This window comes from Clostridium sp. LS, assembly GCF_002760435.1.
Classification (GTDB): domain Bacteria; phylum Bacillota; class Clostridia; order Clostridiales; family Clostridiaceae; genus Clostridium.
The window spans coordinates 1-20,692 of record NZ_AUUU01000105.1 but is presented as its reverse complement, the minus strand read 5'-3'; the positions used below and the strand labels follow the sequence as shown (position 1 = coordinate 20,692).

The following is a 20,692-nucleotide window of genomic DNA, read 5'->3' as shown; positions in this document are numbered from 1 at the left end:
TTAAAGTTTACATGTAATGCTATTATGTGGGGTGTTAAGAAAATATTTGAGATTAAGCATGATGTAGAAAAATGCAAGAAAATAGTGGAAAGTATTTACGGGAAATGTAGATGGAAAGGTAAAATATTGCAGTATAATAATAGGGATAGGCTATTTGCTATATAGGTGTAGTCTATCCATATTATGTTTTTTAGAGAAAATGTGAAAGTACATTTTTGAAGTAGACGTTATGTCTATAATGGAAAGTTAAATTAAAAAACAGAACGAATAAACTGGTCGCAAGAACATAAAAAACTTCGATTAGAGATTATAGACTTATAATATCCTTATAAAGGAGATGTAAAATAATGGCAGCTAAAACATCAGTACTTTCAGCTTCGGCTGGTAGTTCTAAAGTAGTATCAAAGAAAAATAAGCAAATAAAAGATATAACGATTGATACTAGTTCTGGTAGTATGGCTTATAATCGCTTTGAGATGCAAGTAAGCCAGACTCTTCACATGGCAATTGAACTTTTTGACAGCTTGGATTACTTATTGGTATTGGATTATTATGATGATATTGCTTTGTTTAATAATGAAAAGAAACCGGAAGTAGTAAGCTATTATCAGATGAAAACTAATGAAGAATCGATTAGTATTAGCACAGCAATTTCAGAAGATTGGTTAGTTAAAATGTATGCACAGTTGGAGCGTCCTGAGTGGTTAGTAAAAGAACTTGGACTTATAACCAACTGTCCTTTAAAAGTGACTGTTAAGATTAATGGATTCGATGGTAAAAAGAAAAACCAAACAAAAACATATACAGCTGAAAAAACATCTTTTAGCAAATTTAATCCTATTACAATTGATAAAATAAAGCATGATATTGCACAGAAAAAAGGAATTAAACCTGAAGATGTTGATTTGACTAAATTTATTCACATACGAACAACACTTTCTATTTCTAAACATCGTGAAATTGTTGAGCAGGAGTTGGGCGACTTCTTACATAAAAAATATCCGCGTATTACAATGGACGTAGTTAAGACAATTTCAGGATCTATGTTGGACATTCTTACAAAGAAACAGCAATATGAGTTGCTAGAAGAGAATGCACTTTATAATGAAGTGCGTGAAAAAAAAGGTATTACAAAGAGTGATTTTTCTCGTGTAATTGAAGAAGCAATAGTGATATCCATTCCACCATTTGATGAAATACAGAGAGTCGCAGATTTATCAGATGATGATAAATATAAAGCATCATTTGAGTACACAAAAATAATGAGTGATTCTCAGTCAAAAATAGAATCTTTTTCAAACATATTTATTAAGATTAGAAAACTGTGTTCTAATTATAAGAAGAATTCGGATGAATGTGTATGGCAATATGTCAATAGATTGTGTGATGGACTGTACAAAGATAACTTTATTATAGAATCAATATATAATCGTATGTATATTTGCATCTTAACAATCTGTATTTTGATTAGTGAAATGAGGCGGGTATAATGAATGAAATGTATTTTAAAAATATCTTAATTTCTGATATACAGGCGAGAACTGCTCGTTTTCAGGAGTTTTCTAAAGGATTCAATGTAATTACTAGCCAGGATAATCATGTCGGAAAATCATCTCTGTTGAAATCACTTTATTATACACTTGGAACAGAGGTAGACTATGATTCTGTTTGGGACAAGAGAACGAAGCTATATATTGTTACGATTTGCGTGAATGGTATTGATTACAAAATTGCGAGATTTCAAAAGAGTTTTGCAGTTTTTAAAGAAGAAGAACTTGTATTACTGACTCGGAGTGTTACTCATGATTTGGCAAAAAAATATGAAGAACTATTTTCTTTTGCAGTTTACCTTCCAAATAAAGATACGAAAAAAATAGAGATGGCACCACCAGCTTTTTCTTTCATGCCGTATTATATAGATCAAGATAAGGGCTGGAGCGGATTATATAATAGTTTTGCAAGTATTGATCAATATAAGCAAAATGACAGAATTAAATCTTTGTACTACCATTTAAATATCTACACCAAATATACTGTAGAGCTGATGGCAAAAAGAGATCAAATAAAAGATGAAATTGAAAAGCTAAAAAAAGAGGAAGAACGTATACGTATTACGCTAGAAGCTCTTTCGCAAGAAACACAAAATTTGCTTCCAGCTGAAACATTAGAGGATTTGGAACGTAACTTACAAATACCTAAAGAACAGATAGCAACACTGGTGAAAAAAGCAGGTGAAGTTAGAAACAAAATTCAGTCTTTGGAAATAACTCTTAATCAACACGAGCATCAGTTACAGGTAATAAAGGAATATCGGAATATAAAGATTGATGTAGGCAAGACTGATCAGAAAGGATTATATACCTGTCCTCAATGTGGATATACCTTTGATGAAGAAATTTATGAAATTGTTCGTTCTAATTACAATATTCAGAACGAGGATTACATGTGTCAACAAGTTCAACTGATTATTGATTCCATTGTAGAAGAACTTGATAGGCATAAAAACCAGTATGTCGAATTGATGGCCGACTTGGAAGAGCTGGAGAAGGTTTTTGATGAGTCACAAGATGCTTACAAAGTGTATGTCAGGCAGCGTGGCTTAAAAGATTCTCTAACTCACTTTAGCCAACAGTTGAGTTATAATTCGCTGAAACAGTCTGAATATGCTGATAAAATAAAGAAGATTGCCAAAGAACTGCGAAAACTGCCTAATAAAAGGGAAGTGGAAGAAAAATATATTGAGTATGTACGTTTAAACATTATTAGTTTGGATGCATGGAATGCTGCTTATGAAGGTAATATCAAATTACTTAAGCCTATGAAGGCGCAAGGTACCTTAGAGAACAAAATAATACTGGCACAGTTTGTTGGATTGTTTCAGACAATGGAATACTTTAAGAGCAGTGCTATTCGATTTCCATTTGTAATAGATTCTCCTAGAGCTAAAGAAGCTAGTAACAGCAGTAGTAAAGACATTTTGAAACTTATTTCTGAAGTTGATATGCTACCACAAGTTATTTTGGCGACAATGGACTATTCAGATTTTGGGTTTGAGATATCACATCAAGCAAGAATTACAATTCTCACTGAGAAACGCAAACTTTTAAATAAAGAGAATTATGAAAGTCATAAGCATTTTATAAATCAACTGCTTGAACTTTTTAAGAATCTATGATAGGTAATTTACTTTGATATGAAATATAATTCTATTTGTTATATTTTACAAGTTATCCTTTATACAAATAATGTGTAACTGTTATTGGACTTTAGATAAGATTAAGTATTAATAGAGGATTATTTAATAAGTGAAATAGAAATAGGATCATTGATACTCGGTTAATTATAGCAATACCAATATGATGGGATCGTCACATTCACATTATGTTTATTCTATTGACTATATCTTGAGAAGTACTAACTTCTCATTATTCATATAATTAGAGATCGAAGTGTTAAATTAATATGGAAAATAAGGACAATAATATTAATAAAAGCATATTTACATAATCATAGTTGTTTATTAGATGAAATTTTGAGTATAAAAGACATTATATTATACTCAAAGAAATTAGGTTAGATTGTATTTCTATTACAGACAATGATACTTTGATAGGGGTGATGGGAGCTTATTCATATGGATAAAGGTGGGTATATGTGTAATGCTAGGAGTTGAAATATCTACTATTGACTATGAAGACAATCGCTCTGTTCATATGCTTTGTTATTTTCCAAAGGGTATATTTAAGCTTTAAGCATTTCTAAAAAATATAATTTAATCATGGCTGGATAAACAGATTTTTATGGGAATTATACAAGTATATTTAATCTGATAGGTTCAGTTGTATGTCCTAAAGGTGAAGTTAAAAAATTGATTAAATTAGGTTATAGATAGTATTTATAAAAGCTATAGTTAGATTTGTGTTTTTGTAAATCTAACTATAGCTAAATTTCTATGTTGGAAACTTAGCGATATTAATATCTATAATTAAAGTTATTTTTTTAATCTATTATATTTCTTGGCGATAAATGGAAGGATTTTTATTCATTTTCTTTTTAAAGCATGAACTAAAATAGTATTGATTTACATAACCGACTTTTTCACTAATTTCTTTTAAAGATAGATTTGTATTTGCTAGGAGTTTGCAAGCATGTTCTATTCGTATATTTGTTATAACAGTACTTATGTTTTCACCAATTTGTTTTTTAAATAATGCACTTAAATATGCTGGACTAACATTTACATATAAAGCAATTTCATTTAAGGATAAATCTTTTTTGCTATAATTATCTTTAATATATGTAATTACGTTATTACAAAGATATTCATGCTGATTTTTTATTGATTCATCAAGTCTATTACAAATAATTTTCAAAATATCGAAAAGCCAATTGATTATATCTGAACTATTATAAATTGTACTCAAGTTACTATATGTATCTACTATTATATTTTCAATATCTCTAGTATTTATAGACATATTGTATAACAATTTTAGTACATTACTTAGAATAGAATATATATTATTAAATATTAAGTACTTATTATTACAATTAACTAGAATCTCTTCATAAAAAATTTGTATCCAATTTCTTATGCCATTTAAATCCTTTTTATAAATAAGTTGAATTAATTTTTCTTCATTATTGCAAACATAAATATTGTGATTTGAATTGCTTTTTCTAACAATATCATGAATATCAAATATGTTATTTTGAGGGAAAAAGAAACTATAGTCAAGTGCTTGACATGAATTATCATAAGATATTTTCATATTCCAAACAGAATCAACAACACTACCAATACCAATATTTAATTCAAATATTTTACTTTCATAGTTTTCTATAAAAGAGCTAAGTATATCGTGAATTTTATTTAGTAGGTAGTTTTTGTTAGGATAATTTCCACCAATAAATATAATCATATCATCTCTTTCGTTTATATGGTGATATAAGTGAAAATTAGAGAAAAAAGATTTGATATAATCACTTAAATCTATTAATGAAATATGATATTTCTCAATTCCTAAATCATTTTTTGCTTTTTTAGAATTTGTTATTCTAAAGTTTAATATTATAAAATATTTTAAGTTTAAATTTAAGCTTAAATAATCTGGATATTTAGAAAGATTATATTTAGCATCATCACTATTTAAATGTATTAATTCTGAAAAAAATTTATTTACCATTAGTGGACGACTTTCATTTAAAATTTTAATATTTCTTTCTTCTTTAGCTAGTTGATTAAATGCATTTCTAATTATTAGATTAAGATAACCATAGTCAATAGGTTTTTCTATATAATCATATACACCAACTCTAATGGCTTGCTTAGCATATTCAAATTTATCAAATGCGCTGATGAGTATAATTTTTATATTAGAATTAATTTTTAATATTTGCTTTGACATTTCTAACCCAGATATTTTAGGCATTTCTATATCTGATATTATTAAATCAACATCTGTAGATTTAACAGCATCAATTACAGATTGAGAATCATAGAACATATATATTACTTGCGAATTTAACGAATCCCAATTTATATTTTTATAAATACCTTCAACAGACAGATGATTATCATCAACTATAATTACTTTTCTCAAAACACTTCTCCTTAAATAATATAAAATTTTTAAATAATTTGGTTTATTAGTATTTCAATTTTTGTTCCGTTATTTAAATTACTAGCGATTTTTATATATTCATTAGAGATTTTTGAAGAGTATAGTCTAGCATTAACATTGCTTAAACCTAAATATTTATTACTAACATTATTAGTCTTCAATACACATTGAATATCTATAAGTCTATTAGACTCAATACCAACACCATTATCTTTAATTTTAATTAATATATAGTTTTCGGAATAGGTAATTGAAATATCTATATGAATTTTGTTGCCACCTTGTCCAATTCCATGCTTAATGCAATTCTCAATAAGTGGTTGAAGTATAAGTTTAGGAATTAAAAAATTTTCTATACTCTCATCTAAATAAAGATTCCAAGTAATATTTCCGTTCTTGCATATATTCTCCATTGACAAATATAGTTTAGCAATTTCTAGTTCTTCTTGAATTGTTATCAAGTTATCTGATGTGCGAAGAACATAACGATAGAACTTTGACAAGTCCCTAATAATTTGATTAGCTATATCAAACTTACCGAGAGAATTGCATATATGAATAGAATCCAAGATATTGTATAAAAAATGAGGATTGATTTGCGCTTGTAGTAAGTCGTAATTTAATTTTTCTTTTTTTACAGATAAATCCAAGATAGTATTAAAATTATTGTTAATTGTATTTATCATTTCCTGAAAGGTTAATGCTATATAATCAATGTCATCATAATATAGGTCTTTAGAATCAACTAACTCATTCATATTATCAATTTTAATTAGATTACTATTATTAAACTCAGCAGATTTTATTATTATAGATAATTTGTTAAGCCTTTTTGTTAGCTCTTTGCCAAGAGAGATAGCAATAAATATAAATACAGGGGTTAGTAGAAAAATAGAAAATATAATTAATTTAATAAGTGGAAATGTATTATCCAATATATATTTCTGTGGAATATCAGTTACAATGTACCAACCATTTATTGATTTTGAAGAAAGAATTTTAGAATCTTTATAAGGAGATAAACCACCAGTTAATACATTTTGCTTAATGAGTGCAAGTTTTTCATTATCTAAACTGTTTCCAACCTTACTTTTATCGGAATGTGCTATAATAACTCCGTTTTCATCAACAATATAGTTAGTTATAGACGTATCTATACTAGAATTTTTCAGTATTTCTGAAAATTCATCAGATTTAATGCTTATAAAATATGCATATAATAAGGAATCACTATTATTGTTTTTAACGCTTCTATAACAAAATATAGCATCAACTCCATCATTACTATTAGAAATCATATAAGGAAAATTTTGTTTTGGCTTAAAGACCCATTGGGGCGATATACCCAGATTTAAAAGCTCATTTTCGTGAATACCATAACTTTCTATATCTTTTATACTGTTAAAATTTATTTTTCTTTTGCTTATAATTAAATTTGGATCGACGAAGGCATTTATATAAAATATATTAAAGTTATTTTTTAATATATCAATATTATTAGAAGTATTATTAAAAACAGTTAAGTAATTTGATAGTGGAAATGTTGGAGTAGTGTTTAAGGAATATAAATAAAATTGAATTGAATCAGCAACATGTTCAATTTGAATTACACGATTATTTACATTAACTTTTAATTGATTATTTAAAAGCAAATTACTATTGATTATCTTATCTTGTGCAATTTTTACAGATGTATGGTATGAAATTAAACCAATGGCTAGAAGCGGTATAATAGTACAGAGTATAAAGCAAACAATTATTCTATTTTGAAAATTAGAAAGATATTTTTTTATAAAATTATTTAAAGCTCTTATTTTATAAACAATTATCATATGAGTATTCACCTCTTTATGTAAAGTTATATATTACCATTACAGCTATTATAGATAATAACTATATACATTACAACATTAATATGTTGTAATGTTCAAAACCCAAAAAAATTATAAATTATAAGTAAAATAATGTATTTAAATTAACTACTCAATTTAATAAAATAAATATGGAAATCAAGTGAAAACGTTGTATAAGAGGGGGAAGATTTATGAAATTAACTAAAATCATGTGTTTATTGACTTCAGCAGTTTTAACAGTAACGATTCTAAATGGATGTGGAGGTGCAAAACCATCAAGTAATGAAACTTCAGAAAAGAAATCTGAAAAGATTACATTAATGACAATGGATACTACTTTTAATGAAGACTTCCAAAAATATATTGAGAAGGCAGAAAAAGCAACAGGAATAGAAATAGATACTATAGCCTGCCCGACAAATACAGATGATAGACAAGCTAAAATTACCACTATACTTTCATCAAAGGATAAGAGTGTGGATGTGATAACAATAAATGATGAAATGATTAGTGCTTTTAAAAACACAGGATTTCTAGAACCACTCCAAAACACTGTTATGACAAAAGAGGTTGTATCTCAATTTCCTAAAGACTATATAAAAGATTTAGTGCAAGTAGGAGACAATATATATTCTGTACCTATGTATATGGAGATATTAGGTTTCTGGGTTGATCAGTCAAAAGTAAAAGCACTTGGTTTAGATGCAATAAAAACTAAAGAAGATTTTGAAAAGTATGTTAAGGCCTACAGTAAAGATGGAAAGTATGGATATGGTGGTGCATGGGAAAAAACTTATGTATTTAATGAAATCGGAACTTTCGTAAATTTATTTGGTGGAGATTACTATGATTGGACAAACCCTAAAACAAAAGAGGCAGTTAAATTCATGCATGATATGGTTAAAAGCGGCGAAACTCCTATATCTCAATTGGCGGATCAATATGATCCAATGATGCAAAAATTCTTCGATGATGACTATGCATCAATATTTATGTATACAGGTGCTATGAAGAATTTTGTTAATTCTGGTAGATATGGTGAAAATGGAATAACTTTAGCACCAATGCCGACTTTTGAAAAAAATAGTGCCTATATAGCTTGCTGGAATTATGTATTAAATTCAGCATCAGAAAATAAGGAGGCTGCAATTAAATTCTTGAATTATGCAGCAAGCCCACAAGGAGAAAAAGATTATTATGAGATGACTTCAAGATTACCTGCAAGGTCTGACGTAATAAATGATTCAAACTTTAAAATAGAAGGGCTTAGTGCAATTAAAGGATATTTACAAAATACTGAACTACACGGACGCCCAATGGCACCTCAAGCTATGGAGTTTATAAGCTCTATGGGATCATTATTCCAAAGATATGTCTCTGATGAAATATCTCTAGATGAGTTCTGCCAAAAGGCACAAGTGGAAGTAAATAAGTATGCTAAAAAATAATTAAATAAATCTAAATATTAAAAAATTCATACCTAAATTAAATAATAGTAGTACTAAGAGTTGTTAGTTTATTTAGGTATGAGTTAATTATAAAAATACGCTATAATCTTACTTTTTAACAAAGGAGTTTATGGTAATAGAAAATACAAATTATTATAGCAATTATCAAAGAGTGGAGGAGAATATGAGTAATAAACGTAATAAGATATGGATAGCCTGGATGTTAGTAGCACCTGTATTAATATTAAGAGGTTTTACAACAATATATCCAATATTCACTACCTTTAAGAATAGTTTTTTTGATATGAGCTTACTAAGAGGTGGAGAAGCGAAATTTATTGGTACTCAGAACTTCATACAAATGTTCACTGATGAAAAATTAGTTACATCAATAGAATTCACTGCTATATTTACAATAGCTTCTATGATATTACACGTTATATTAGGTGTAGGACTGGCGTTAATGTTAAATATAAAATTTAGAGGTAGAAAATTTTTAAGAACAATTGTCTTAATACCATGGGCAATGCCAATGGTTGTTGCAGGCCTTGCTGCACGTTGGGCATTTAATGATACTTATGGACTTATAAATGATTTAATAAGGCGGATATTACCTAATTTTCACTATGATTGGTTAATTAATGAATTATCTGCAAGGGTAGCGGTAATTTCAGTTGATTTGTGGAAGGATGTTCCTTTTTTTGCGATATTAGTATTAGCAGCATTGCAGTTTATACCATCAGATCTTTATGAAGCAGCTAAAATAGACGGAGCAGGAATAATTAAATCATTTTTTTCAATTACATTGCCAGGAATAAAAAATACAGTATTAACACTATGTATCTTTTTTACAATGTGGAGGCTTACTAGTTTTGATGTTGTATATTCAATGACATCAGGAGGGCCGGGAGACTCAACAACATTACTATCTTATAGAATAATGACAGAAGCATTTACAAATTTAAATTTGGGATATGCATCATCACTAGCAGTAGTTTTATTTGCGACAATGGTAGTTTTAACATTAATTGATGTTAAATATATAAAGAAAATAAACAAATAGGGGTGATAATTATGAATTTTAAAATAAATAAGACTGTACCTTTTGTTGTAAAATGGGGGTTAACTGTTGTTATATCTGCTGTTATATTAATACCTCTATATTGGATTTTTATATCCTCCATTAAACCGTCAAATGAATTATTCACAGCACCTATAAAATATATTCCCAATAATATTACCTTTGAAAATTATAAAAAGTTATTTTTTGAGTTAAAGCTAGGAGAAAAAGCTTTTAATACATTGATTATAACTACAGCTGCATTAATAATATCTACTATTATTTGCTTAATAGGGGCTTATGCATTTTCAAAATATAAGAGTAGAGGTTTAAAAATAGCTTATGGAGCTATAGTGTCTTCAGCTTTAATACCAGGAATAGTAACTGCAAGACCATTATACGATTTTATGAACAAATTCAATTTGGTGGATACTTTTTTTGGATTGATAATACTATATACAAGCGCATTAATACCATTCACAATTCTAATATTGAATAATTTCTTAAATGAAATACCTACATCAATATATGAAGCAGCAGAAGTAGATGGATGCAGAGCTATACAAAAAATGTTTTATGTAACATTACCTTTAATGAAGCCAGCTATAGCAACTATAAGCATAATTAATTTTATTACATGTTTAAATGACTTATTCACACCATTGTTTTTTGCAAGAAAAATAGAAGTATTAAGTGTTGGAATAACTACAATACCTAAAGAAACAACTTATAGTATGCCTTGGGATCTAATTAGCACAATGGGATGGATAATACTTATACCAATAATATTATTTGTATTATTATTTGAAAAGCAAATCATGGATGGTATAATGGCTGGCGGTGTAAAAGAATAATTGATTAGAGAGGAGAGTTTATCTATATGAGTAATTATTTATTTGCAAATGGACTTACTAGTTTATCAGTACTAAAAGATGCACGTTCTCGTGCTATTAATGCAGAAAACCCTAATGGGGAAAAAGGTAAGGGAGGAATGGCTGGAAGTTATTTGGGAGCTTCAAGAAAAGGAAGCCCTTGTTTAAGAGATATAGAACCTGGAAAAACTGTAACATTAGCTGAAATGAATGGACCAGGAATCATAACACATATATGGATTACAGTTGACAATAAAACAACTGATGCTGATTGTAATATTTTAAGAGATTTGGTTTTAAGGATGTATTGGGATGAAGAAGAAGCGCCCTCAGTAGAAAGTCCTCTTGGAGATTTCTTTTGCTGTGGTTTCTCAAGAGAATGTATTGTGAATTCAATGCCAATAGTTGTAGTTCCATCTAGAGGAATGAATAGCTATTTTCAAATGCCTTTTCGTAAAAAAGCCAAGATTACATTAGAAAATCAACATGATAATAAAATACCAGCATTTTTCTATCAAGTAGATTATTGTTTATATGATGAATTACCAGAAAACACTGCTTATTTTCATGCACAATGGAGACGTGAGCGTATAACAGAATTGCAGAAAGACTATGTAATTGTTGATAATATAAAAGGAAAAGGACATTATGTAGGAACATATATAGCATTAACTACATTAGAAAGATATTGGTGGGGAGAAGGAGAAGTTAAATTTTATATAGATGGTGATAAAGAATATCCTACAATTTGCGGAACCGGGATGGAGGATTATTTTGGAGGCTCATGGAGTTTTGCATCACAGGTTGATGACAAGACAGTAGAAAATACTTATTGTACGCCGTTTCTAGGATATCCATATTATTCAGCAAATGATGATTTAATACACAATCCATATCATAATAATGATTGCCCACCGATGCGAGGATTCTATCGTTGGCATATACCAGATCCAATTTATTTTCAAGATGATTTAAAAGTTACAGTGCAACAAATAGGAGTATGTTATAAAGGATTATTTGAACGCCAAGATGATCTTGCATCAGTTGCATATTGGTATCAATCAGAGCCACACAATAAATTTGAAAAATTAATGGATAAAAAGCAACGTTGGCCAAGATAAATGAAAAATCTAAAAAGATTATGAGGTTAGAATTTTAAATATATAAAGGGGTGAATTATTATGAAATATGGTGCGATTGAAGCCGGTGGAACAAAATTTGTTTGCGCAGTAAGTAATGAGAATCTTGAAATTATAGAAAGAGTAAGCATACCAACGACAACACCTGATGAAACAATGAAATCTGTATTCGAGTTTTTTGACAAATATAATTTAGAAGCTATAGGTATAGGTTCATTTGGGCCTATTGATGTGAATAAAAAATCAAAAACCTACGGATATATAACAACCACACCCAAATTAGCTTGGGCAAACTATAATTTTGTTGGAATTATAAAAGATAGATATAATATTCCAACTGGTTGGACCACAGATGTAAATGCAGCGGCACTCGGAGAATTAAAAAAGGGTGCAGCATTTGGATTACAGAGTTGTGTTTATTTAACAGTAGGAACTGGAATTGGCGGAGGTGCAGTGATAAACGGGCAGCTCCTAGAAGGATATGGTCACCCAGAAATGGGGCATATTTTAGTTCGTATGCATAATAATGATAAATATGAAGGAGCCTGCCCTTATCACGCAAATTGCTTAGAAGGAATTGCATCAGGACCTGCTATAGAAGAGCGATGGGGGAAAAAAGCATATGAATTAGAAGAGAATAAAGAAGTATGGAAAATAGAAGCTTTTTATCTTGCACAAGCAGTAATGACATATACACTAATTTTAAGTCCAGAACGTATTGTTCTGGGTGGTGGAGTAATGAAACAACGTCAATTATTTCCACTTATAAGAAAAGAATTAGAAGAATTAATGAAAAAATATGTTTCAATGCCGAACTTAGAGGAATATATTGTACCGCCAGGTCTTGGAGATAATTCTGCAATTATAGGATGTTTACTTTTAGCACAAAAAGTGAAGATAGATGAATAATAAATATATAGTAGTTAATTTCTTTATTGTAAAAATATAAATAAATTTAGATTGAGAAAACTTGGATTAATTCTTAGAATAGATAAGTTGATTATTGCAAAAAGAAAGAATTGAATTTTATCATAAACTATAACTAGATTTTTTGAAGTAAGCACATTAATAAACTATCACATATGAAAAACAGAAATTGGAAATGAATTTGTGGTATTTTATTTATGCTATGTTTGTTGAACTTATTGCCCCTGAACTAGATTATGTGCAATTGATGTTACTGCCTTAAGAAGTTCCAAGTACCATAGCGGAGCTAAATCCGGCAAAGGTGCACATCTAGGATATTATGAAGGTTATAAATTACACTGCATTGTAACAGTTACTAATACTATAATTTCTTTAGTTTTTAATTTAACAACAGCTAATGTTTATGATAATCAAGTTCCAGATTTACTATATGAAGCTAAAATTTATAACCCTTTTTTATTACTTGCGGATGCAGCATATGATTCGGTTGAATGGTTTGAAATTGCCACAAAACTAGAATTTAACTCATTAACGGATATTGATTAATAAAAAGAGACACTTAAAAAAGTGCCCTTTATGAAAATATTATGCTGTTATTAGTAAATATTATAATTAATGAATTGTAGTTTAGTGGTGGTAAAACCTGCTCTGTAATTCTGGGGTTTAATCTTACTAAAGCCTCAATAGTATGGTCAGAATCAATAACCATAATTATAGCTCTATCATTAGGAGATGTAAGCTTTATAGTAATAGGTGTACCTATAAGAAAGTTAACATCTCTTGCATTATACATACCTGTTTCAATGTTTTAGATTAAGGGTTGGCAAATACATTTATTCAATAAGAATGATTTTATTTTGAATAAGAAAATGTTAGCAAATATAAAATCCTTCGAACTTTATTATGTGAAGGGCGAAAAAATATATTCAAGGTAAAATTATATATTAGAACATATCTCCTTATATTCACAGAGTATTTTATGGAAATATTTTAATTGAAGTATTATAAAGGTAGATCATCAAATAAGTTAAAAATGCTAAGACCAGAAGGAGAGTTTCGAATTTTTTCCTATCATTAAATAAACACCTGCTTTACATAATATGATAATCATAAAGGAAATTATATGAATTATGTATAATCTCTAAAATTGCGTATTAAAATACCGCACCACTCTTAATAGTACGGCTTTTTATAATTCTTCGTCTAACTTGTTAAAAATTTAAACATCCTTTATTTTGATACCCACCCAATACTCTACATTAGCGTAATTTCCATTTTCGCTATTACCAGATTTCAATGTGCCATTAAATCCTATCTGCTCATTTCTTTTATAAAAATTAAATCTAAATGTTCCATGGGCACAAGGGCATTCATGAGATAAATAACTATCCCATGATGGCATCCATGTTCCTGTTAATGTTGATGTATTGGGATCATAATAACCAATAAGATAAGCATAATCTCCATAAATTACATTCGTATCTACCTTTGTTAATTTCATGGTGATTCTTGTAACATCAAGTATAGCTTTAGCTACGTTACATGAATACTGTCCTGAAATTTCTGTGAATTCTATATTATCTGATGTATCTTTAGTTTTTTCAATTTCTCGTATATCATAAGGATGCTGCATTATTATCTTCCTTTGATACTTATTATTTCAATTAATACTATATGTGGCAGAACTTGAAAAGGTTATGCTTTTCTCACAATTTATACTCACGTAAAATTCCATACCACACCATTTAATTTTCAAAGAATGAATTTAGATTTACTAAATAGAATCTACATTATAATTCTCAATAAAAATTGCAGATACTTATCCTAAGATCCAACAAATATTTTGAAACATTTAGTTCGAAGGCAGTTTCATCTAAGGTTTTTCCCATTAACATATCTTTAGATATAAATGGAATTTCAAATAAAGATGAAAATATATCAGCTTCTTTTTCAAATTTATTAACATTGAAGAAGGTTTTAGTTTTAAGGTAAGTACAATTATATTTTTTACGCATGACAGCATGTCCGAGTTCGTGTTCACAAGTGATGCCTTTATCCTTTGAACTTAAATTTTTGTTTATAGTTATTATCCTATTTCTCAACACATACTGATAAATTCCATTGATTTCATGGTGAAGATCCATACAAATAATTCAACATGAAATGGATCATTTTGAAGGTATAATAATCTAAGTATAAAGTTAATAACTGCTTTTACACTAGAATATATGTATGTTAGAATTGAGTAAAAAAAAGAAATCTTTTCGAAAAAATTAGATAGATTTGAGGTGTTGATAATGAATATAAAGATAGTTCCTGGTCTTAATAACTCTGGACCAGATCATTGGCAGACTATTTGGGAGAAAAAATATGGGTTTGGAAGAATAGCCCAAGAGGAATGGGATTATCCTGTATATAAAGAATGGGAAAAAAATTTAATAGAAAATCTTTCAAGAGAAAATAGCTGTGATGTGGTATTGATTGCACACAGCCTCGGCTGCTTGCTTACTGTAAAAGCCATGCCTAATATACGAAAGTACTTGAAAGCAGTCTTCTTGGTGGCTCCACCAGATCCAAACAAGGAACAATTTCCAAATTTTTTAGATTCCTTTGAGCATTTGCCAGAATCTAATCTGGAGTTGCCTGGAATGCTGATTTATAGTGAGAATGATCAATATTCCTCATCTCTGTTTTGTATAGAGAAAGGCAAACAGTGGGGCCTTGAAACAATGCCTGTTGGAAGAAAGGGTCATATAAATAGTGAATCCAATATAGATGATTGGAGTGAAGGATTCAATTTATTTCAGAAACTATTGGAAAGAATTAAATGAAATAATATGTACTTTTCTAATTCTTAAAGCACAATATCTTAAAGTAAGGATTTGTATCACAGGTAGATATATGAAAAAGATTATGAATGAACAACTAATTTATGAAATACTTTCCGTTGTAGAAGAAATCCCTAAAGGGAAAGTAGCTACATATGGACAAATTGCCAGGCTTATTGGCAGAGACAAAAATGCACGGCTTGTCGGGAAGGTTCTTAGCCAGGCAGAATTTTATGGGAGATATCCATGCCATCGTGTGGTAAATCATGCTGGAAGATTGGCACCGGGGTGGCAGGAACAACGATTTCTGCTGTTAGAAGAAGGTGTATACTTTAAAGATGGGAATCATGTTGATATGAAGAAAAATCAGTGGGACTGCTAGGATAATGAAGGGAGTAGTTTTTAAAATTCCATTTTTACAGGAGCTTTTACAGAAATATAGAAGAACAATTTCTCAAATAGTATTAAGGCGGGATTTGCAGGTGGGGGGACTGCCGTTCCTAAATCAACAACATATAAGAGGTACTTAATATGTTTGAAGTGGTGCTTCTAACGGTGAACCTGCAATAGGTGGATGCTTAAACAATGCATCTTCTACCAAGTCAACTGTAACTGATGGGATTTTACGTAGTGTGTCAACATTGTCAATGATATGATAGAAAACTCCTTGTGAATTTGCATTTGTTGGTGCAAATCTAGCCTTCAAAGTTTTTTACATACTGAAGTGAACATGCTAGTTAGAGAAAATTTGGGAATGTATAACAGAAATTACTTACTATTATTTCTATGAATAGACAATAAAAAATCCTAAATTCATATATTGAATTCAGGATTTTTTGCTATGTTTAACGGTTATGGTATTGTAGCTTTATCGCCGTATCCATATGAAACGATAGACTCATTTTGGTGTCTTGAGTGTGTTTTTACTTTTTTGTTTATCTGTAAAAGAAATTATATGAGTTTACTGTTAACTATTCTTATTGCCTTCTATTAATTCTTTCAAAGTAATACTAGGATTAGTATAACGTCCTCCGCTTTGTGTTTTATTTTTATAGTTAATAGCCTGCTTTGGGCACCATTGCACACATGCCATACATTGTTCACAATTGTGCTGAAAACTCGGTTTTTTATTTTTCATTACTATGTTGGCAATAGGGCAAACTGCCTCACAGGTTCCACAGCCTGTACAAGCATCAGAAACATTAAAACCTTTGTCTTTTCTGGCGTATATTAATTTTTGACCAATAGCAGTTGATACATTAAGAGGCTCGTTCACTTTACCCACTGGCTGTTGTGTTTTAGCGACTATCTTTTGTACTAATGCAGGTATATTGTCGGTAGCAATTTGATATTTCTCAGGGTTTTTCTCGTTCATTTTATACATCGCAACATAATTTCCAACCATAATAATTTTCTCAGCAAAATTAAGTGCCACACCCTTTTTTGCTAAAATTTTGGCGGGAACAGTTAACGCAACACCACTCATATTGCCACATCCGGTTACAGCAAAAAAATATGCGTTTTTACTTTTTTCAAGGGACATTTCGCTTATAAATTCTTTTACTCTTCGCGGCGTATTAAAGGCATATGTCGGATACACAAAACCGATATAATCATATACTTCATTGCTGTCATGTCTCCCTTTACCCATGGATACCAGCTTGCAATCCGGTAATGCCTCAGCTATTTTTTTAGCTACCTGTAAGTTATTTCCTGTTCCTGTAAAATAATAAATAACACTTTTCAATTTAAATTACCTCCTTATTTGTTACAAACAATATCAACTATATAACTATTTTATATAGTTACTGTTAAAAATGACAACTGCCAGTCTAGCCGACAGTTGTAACGAGTACTAAAACAATCACTCTTTATTATAGTGACTTATAAATATCTGCCAGAGTTGTTTTTTTGAGAGATTCCTTCATGGCGATTTCAGCATCTTGCATATAATTAGATATGAGCAATTTTAAAGTATCAATTCTTGGATCTTCAAGTAGAAAATCAATGTCCATCTTAAATAAAGAGCCGTGTTCAACTGCTAAAAATATGTCTAATAGGGTTATATTTGCAATCGGTTTTCCCAAAAGAACTCCGCCTTTAGCTCCTTCTTTTGTAGTTGTGAGCCCAGCCGCATTAAGACTTCTCAATATTCTAACCACTGTTGGAGTAGGTATTTTAAGAAATTCGGCAATAGTCTTTGTCGATACAAACTCAAATCCATGTTCCTCCATTTTTTCATTAATTAAAAGACTAATCGAAATTGCTCGTGAAAATTCTGTTGAATATGCCACAATTCTTCCCTCCTCTTGCATTAACTAAATCAACTATACATTTATTTGATCTAGTTGTCAAGAGGTAATCAATATTGCAACCTTTACGATGAATTTTTAAAAAGTTATATTAAACTTTCTTGGGAAAGCTATAGTAGGGCTTATAGTATGGTGGTTTATAAATGGAAGACCTTTTTCTCCTAAGGTCTTGGCAGAACATTTAGGAGCATTGATAGAGGAAATCTGTAAACATTAGTTAGACAAATCTGAATCTATCTAATTATAGATAGAAAATATTAAAAGAGGTTTAGGATAATGAAAGGTGAACCGTACCATAAATGACGTAGACTTTTTTTAGATAAGCATTGAATGGCTTGAAGTTTTGTCGAATGTTTTGTAGTATATATCTATAAAATGACTCAAGTATTTTTAATTGATTGATAAGGAAATATGAATTAAAGTTTAAATATCTTTTTGATTTTAAAAGTAAAAAGCAGGAGGAGGAAATGAAATGAATAAAATTGAATGGAATGAAAATCTTTCTATAGGAAACTATGCAATTGACGAACAACATAAAGAGCTAATAAATTTAATTAATGATGTTGTTGAAGTTCTTAAGCAAAAAGAGTATACCTTCTCAAACCTACTTAATGTGGTGTATAGACTTGATGAATATGTGGAAAATCATTTGATTTATGAAGAAATTCTTATGGACAAGGTTTTTTACCCGGGGAAAGCAGAACATGTTCGACAACATGATGTAGCGCGAAAAAAGATAGATGAAATCAATGTATTCGAAGAAGAAAGTTTCGAGGAAAGATTCTTGATGGACACCCTTGTCTGGTTGGTAAATTGGCTTGTTAATCATATTATGAATACTGATAAATTGTTGGAGCAATATTTATAAAGTTTAGGATGATTAACTTTAGGAGCGTTGAGGTATGCATTATGAACCCAAATATGGGTTTTGAGTAGTTCTTTTTCTATTTTGAGGGTGAGTAATAGAATTATGAAAATACATATAAAAATGTAGGCTTATCCTATTTAAAAGGACAAGCCTACATTTTTTTATAGATATTAAGCTATGTCAAATTTAGTAACTTGTCTTTGAGTAATTTGAGCACCAGATTTCTTAACAAAATCGCCAGAATTAGTTTTAAAAATATTCTTAGCAATAATTATATTCTAAAACACCTTTGATTCCATCTGCAACAGCATAGATATTTTCAGGTGTAGCATCTGTTTTAATGCTAGAAAAAGTTTTCTTAGTATAAGTAGGATCGCCTGCTAGATCAACACCTTTTTGAACTTCAATGCTAAGAGAAACTGAGTCAATAGTTTTTGTTACAGCCATAGTTTTTACCTCCTTCAGTTTGTTTTCATAAAGGATATATGTAGTTCTGATGAATATTACATAAGAATTTAATAAAATATTTAATGATAAACAAATTAGATACTTAGTTGATTAATATTGTAGATTTAACGTATCAATTAATAAAAATATGTTTTTTAAAAATGAATAATGCTGTGTTTACAGTATATGTTATAATTGTTTTATCGTAGAAATGCCTGTGAAGTACTTATGGAGAAGGATGACTACTAGAATTGGAATTATGTACAAAATTTATTTATATAAAAAGACTGATAGATAGTCAAAAGGGGGAGAATTTGAAAAAGTTATCTAAAATTCAAAAAATAATAATTTGTTGCTTAATATTAACAATAATGTTTCTATTAATGGGAAATAGCAACAATGTGCCAGAAACTTTTGTAGAAAGAATATTTAAACCTTTCACAGGTAAGAACTGGCGATTTTCTTATGCTGGGTTAATAGTTATAGTGGGAATATATTATTGTTTAAAGAAATTTAATGAAATAAGAGAAAATTCTCTAATTGTAACAGCATTTAGAAGAGTTATTGTAACAATAGTGTTAATGAATCTTTTCTCTGCAATGTGGGTTTATTGTATTCAAATTTATAAAGGATTTTTTAACGATTTAAATTCCATATATATTGATAGAGAGAAGACTTCAGTGGAATTTCACGGGGATAAGCACAAACTTATTGTAAAGGGAAAAATAGATATAGTAAACTGTAGCAATTATACACAAAAGTTTCAGATAAAAATTAAGGCACCATCTTTAGTAAAGGAAGATATAAACGAAGAGTATATTACTTTAGAAAATGAATTTGAGGCAAATCCAAAAGAAGAAGAACCTCTACATATAAATGAAGAACTAGAATTTGATAGAGAATCTCATTATTCAGGATATGGCTCAAAAGCTTTTGAATATATATTGTTTAATGATAAAGGTGAAGTTGTTTTTAAAGGTACCTCAGAGGATTATCAAACAGATGAGTTAGATTCATGAAATTAATTATTGTACTGGTTTTATACTTTTGTAAATTGGATGTGGTTAAATGAGTTTTTATAAGTAACTACGGAATATTTGTAGAAATTTAAATTATTATGTTGACAACCTATAATATGTAACATATAATAAACAAGCGGATTAGATTGCGGGTATCGTATATAGGTAATACTCTAGCCTTCCAAGCTAGCAAGGTGGGTTCGATTACCATTACTCGCTCCATATAACCTAAAGTTTGCAATATGCGTTTTTAGCTCAGCTGGATAGAGCAACGCCCTTCTAAGGCGTGGGCCAG

23 protein-coding genes, 1 tRNA gene and 1 pseudogene are annotated in these 20,692 nt (G+C 29.5%); 15 read left to right on the top strand and 10 right to left on the bottom strand.

Annotated features, from left to right (window positions below):
- Positions 1–347: 347 nt before the first annotated feature.
- The 3 genes from COL3_RS21165 to COL3_RS29405 all read left to right on the top strand — a co-directional run bounded on the left by COL3_RS21165 (position 348) and on the right by COL3_RS29405 (position 3,752).
- Complete coding sequence (locus COL3_RS21165; RefSeq protein ID WP_008419453.1) at positions 348–1,490, top strand: dsDNA nuclease domain-containing protein; 1,143 nt, start codon at positions 348–350, stop codon at positions 1,488–1,490.
- Positions 1,490–3,175, top strand: coding sequence for a hypothetical protein (locus COL3_RS21160; RefSeq protein ID WP_008419450.1), 1,686 nt, complete (start codon positions 1,490–1,492; stop codon positions 3,173–3,175). The genes COL3_RS21165 and COL3_RS21160 overlap by 1 nt, the downstream gene beginning before the upstream one ends.
- Positions 3,176–3,659: 484 nt before the next feature.
- Positions 3,660–3,752, top strand: coding sequence for an endonuclease Q family protein (locus COL3_RS29405; protein ID WP_242982167.1), 93 nt, complete (start codon positions 3,660–3,662; stop codon positions 3,750–3,752).
- Positions 3,753–4,007: 255 nt separating this feature from the next.
- Here the strand turns inward: COL3_RS29405 and COL3_RS21150 are convergent, their stop codons facing one another.
- Both COL3_RS21150 and COL3_RS21145 read right to left on the bottom strand, forming a co-directional pair.
- A complete protein-coding gene (locus COL3_RS21150) occupies positions 4,008–5,603 on the bottom strand; it encodes a response regulator (protein ID WP_008419449.1) in 1,596 nt (531 codons plus the stop codon).
- Positions 5,604–5,632: 29 nt separating this feature from the next.
- Positions 5,633–7,456, bottom strand: a complete 1,824-nt coding sequence (locus COL3_RS21145) for a histidine kinase (RefSeq protein WP_008419448.1) — start codon at positions 7,454–7,456, stop codon at positions 5,633–5,635.
- Between the two features lie 212 nt (positions 7,457–7,668).
- Here COL3_RS21145 and COL3_RS21140 point away from each other — a divergent pair, with 212 nt between their 5' ends.
- The 6 genes from COL3_RS21140 to COL3_RS21115 all read left to right on the top strand — a co-directional run bounded on the left by COL3_RS21140 (position 7,669) and on the right by COL3_RS21115 (position 13,469).
- Positions 7,669–8,925, top strand: coding sequence for an extracellular solute-binding protein (locus COL3_RS21140; RefSeq protein ID WP_008419447.1), 1,257 nt, complete (start codon positions 7,669–7,671; stop codon positions 8,923–8,925).
- 184 nt (positions 8,926–9,109) lie between these two features.
- Positions 9,110–9,988 carry a sugar ABC transporter permease gene (locus tag COL3_RS21135; protein ID WP_008419446.1) on the top strand — a complete coding sequence of 293 codons (879 nt, stop codon included), beginning with the start codon at positions 9,110–9,112 and terminating at the stop codon, positions 9,986–9,988.
- 11 nt (positions 9,989–9,999) lie between these two features.
- Positions 10,000–10,839: a carbohydrate ABC transporter permease gene (locus tag COL3_RS21130; RefSeq protein ID WP_008419445.1), complete on the top strand. Its 840-nt coding sequence runs from the start codon at positions 10,000–10,002 to the stop codon at positions 10,837–10,839.
- A gap of 26 nt (positions 10,840–10,865) precedes the next feature.
- Positions 10,866–11,978: a glycoside hydrolase family 172 protein gene (locus COL3_RS21125; RefSeq protein WP_008419443.1), complete on the top strand. Its 1,113-nt coding sequence runs from the start codon at positions 10,866–10,868 to the stop codon at positions 11,976–11,978.
- A 60-nt stretch (positions 11,979–12,038) separates the two neighbouring features.
- Positions 12,039–12,905, top strand: coding sequence for an ROK family protein (locus tag COL3_RS21120; protein ID WP_008419441.1), 867 nt, complete (start codon positions 12,039–12,041; stop codon positions 12,903–12,905).
- A 261-nt stretch (positions 12,906–13,166) separates the two neighbouring features.
- Complete coding sequence (locus tag COL3_RS21115; RefSeq protein WP_242982168.1) at positions 13,167–13,469, top strand: transposase; 303 nt, start codon at positions 13,167–13,169, stop codon at positions 13,467–13,469.
- A gap of 28 nt (positions 13,470–13,497) precedes the next feature.
- Here the strand turns inward: COL3_RS21115 and COL3_RS21110 are convergent, their stop codons facing one another.
- The 3 genes from COL3_RS21110 to COL3_RS21100 all read right to left on the bottom strand — a co-directional run bounded on the left by COL3_RS21110 (position 13,498) and on the right by COL3_RS21100 (position 15,067).
- On the bottom strand, positions 13,498–13,716 hold the full coding sequence (locus COL3_RS21110) for a hypothetical protein (protein ID WP_099716711.1): 219 nt from the start codon (positions 13,714–13,716) through the stop codon (positions 13,498–13,500).
- 426 nt (positions 13,717–14,142) lie between these two features.
- Positions 14,143–14,556: a hypothetical protein gene (locus COL3_RS21105; protein WP_008419439.1), complete on the bottom strand. Its 414-nt coding sequence runs from the start codon at positions 14,554–14,556 to the stop codon at positions 14,143–14,145.
- A 166-nt stretch (positions 14,557–14,722) separates the two neighbouring features.
- Entirely contained in the window at positions 14,723–15,067 is a 345-nt protein-coding gene (locus COL3_RS21100) for an ImmA/IrrE family metallo-endopeptidase (RefSeq protein ID WP_099716710.1), read from the bottom strand.
- Positions 15,068–15,220: 153 nt separating this feature from the next.
- On the opposite strand from COL3_RS21100, the gene COL3_RS21095 reads away from it, so the two are divergent.
- The gene (locus COL3_RS21095) at positions 15,221–15,754 is read left to right on the top strand and encodes an alpha/beta hydrolase (protein WP_008419435.1); all 534 of its coding nucleotides are present in this window, start codon (positions 15,221–15,223) and stop codon (positions 15,752–15,754) included.
- A 70-nt stretch (positions 15,755–15,824) separates the two neighbouring features.
- On the top strand, positions 15,825–16,133 hold the full coding sequence (locus COL3_RS21090; protein WP_035282434.1) for a methylated-DNA--[protein]-cysteine S-methyltransferase: 309 nt from the start codon (positions 15,825–15,827) through the stop codon (positions 16,131–16,133).
- A gap of 144 nt (positions 16,134–16,277) precedes the next feature.
- Here the strand turns inward: COL3_RS21090 and COL3_RS21085 are convergent, their stop codons facing one another.
- From COL3_RS21085 to COL3_RS21075, 3 genes are all read right to left on the bottom strand, one after another.
- Positions 16,278–16,457, bottom strand: a complete 180-nt coding sequence (locus COL3_RS21085) for a hypothetical protein (protein WP_035282430.1) — start codon at positions 16,455–16,457, stop codon at positions 16,278–16,280.
- Positions 16,458–16,718: 261 nt separating this feature from the next.
- Positions 16,719–17,498 carry an EFR1 family ferrodoxin gene (locus COL3_RS21080; RefSeq protein WP_008419433.1) on the bottom strand — a complete coding sequence of 260 codons (780 nt, stop codon included), beginning with the start codon at positions 17,496–17,498 and terminating at the stop codon, positions 16,719–16,721.
- Between the two features lie 127 nt (positions 17,499–17,625).
- Complete coding sequence (locus COL3_RS21075) at positions 17,626–18,045, bottom strand: Rrf2 family transcriptional regulator (RefSeq protein WP_008419432.1); 420 nt, start codon at positions 18,043–18,045, stop codon at positions 17,626–17,628.
- Between the two features lie 106 nt (positions 18,046–18,151).
- Between COL3_RS21075 and COL3_RS29635 the strand changes: the two genes are divergently transcribed.
- Together COL3_RS29635 and COL3_RS21065 are read left to right on the top strand one after the other, a co-directional pair.
- On the top strand, positions 18,152–18,280 hold the full coding sequence (locus COL3_RS29635; protein ID WP_278286695.1) for a TetR-like C-terminal domain-containing protein: 129 nt from the start codon (positions 18,152–18,154) through the stop codon (positions 18,278–18,280).
- A gap of 255 nt (positions 18,281–18,535) precedes the next feature.
- The gene (locus COL3_RS21065) at positions 18,536–18,931 is read left to right on the top strand and encodes a hemerythrin family protein (RefSeq protein WP_008419431.1); all 396 of its coding nucleotides are present in this window, start codon (positions 18,536–18,538) and stop codon (positions 18,929–18,931) included.
- Positions 18,932–19,101: 170 nt separating this feature from the next.
- Here COL3_RS21065 and COL3_RS21060 read toward each other — a convergent pair.
- Positions 19,102–19,209 (bottom strand): annotated as a pseudogene (locus COL3_RS21060) (DUF2922 family protein); the annotation flags it as partial.
- Complete coding sequence (locus tag COL3_RS21055) at positions 19,193–19,378, bottom strand: DUF1659 domain-containing protein (RefSeq protein ID WP_008419429.1); 186 nt, start codon at positions 19,376–19,378, stop codon at positions 19,193–19,195. The pseudogene COL3_RS21060 and the gene COL3_RS21055, both read right to left, overlap by 17 nt.
- A 314-nt stretch (positions 19,379–19,692) precedes the next feature.
- On the opposite strand from COL3_RS21055, the gene COL3_RS21050 reads away from it, so the two are divergent.
- Both COL3_RS21050 and COL3_RS21045 read left to right on the top strand, forming a co-directional pair.
- Entirely contained in the window at positions 19,693–20,397 is a 705-nt protein-coding gene (locus COL3_RS21050; protein WP_099716709.1) for a hypothetical protein, read from the top strand.
- 148 nt (positions 20,398–20,545) lie between these two features.
- Positions 20,546–20,619: transfer RNA gene (locus COL3_RS21045), tRNA-Gly, on the top strand.
- Positions 20,620–20,692: the final 73 nt, after the last annotated feature.